The sequence below is a fragment of the Pseudomonas sp. FSL R10-1339 genome (genome assembly GCF_009600545.1).
GTDB classification, from domain to species: domain Bacteria; phylum Pseudomonadota; class Gammaproteobacteria; order Pseudomonadales; family Pseudomonadaceae; genus Aquipseudomonas; species Aquipseudomonas bubulae.
In genome coordinates this window covers 1-328 of record NZ_WIVQ01000294.1, presented here as the reverse complement: position 1 = coordinate 328, position 328 = coordinate 1, and the positions used below count along the sequence as shown (strand labels likewise).

Sequence of the window (328 nt, the reverse complement as noted above, 5' to 3'; positions counted from 1 at the left end):
CGGGCTGAGAGATCGGTCCCGTCGACCTCACAGTTCGCCTAATCGAACTGCTCACGAGTCCGAGAAGCAGATACTGGCGCTCAATATCGAGCACACCGGCTGGGGCGCGCGCAAGATCAAGGGATGCCTTGAACGGCGCGGCAGCAACATGCCTGCAGCCAGTACGGTTCATGCCATTCTCAAGCGTAATGAGCGCATCGACCCTCATGCAGGCCTAGTCAAACCTTTCATCAGATTTGAACACGAGCAACCCAATGATCTGTGGCAAATGGACTTTAAAGGCCATGTGCCCATGCGTACGGGTCGCTGCCATCCATTGACTCTTCTG

1 protein-coding gene is annotated in these 328 nt (G+C 55.8%); it reads left to right on the top strand.

Annotated features, from left to right (window positions below; all coding sequences use genetic code 11):
* Window positions 1-328 (top strand): helix-turn-helix domain-containing protein (locus GHO03_RS25430; protein ID WP_256668786.1); only part of this gene is annotated, 328 nt, incomplete at both ends.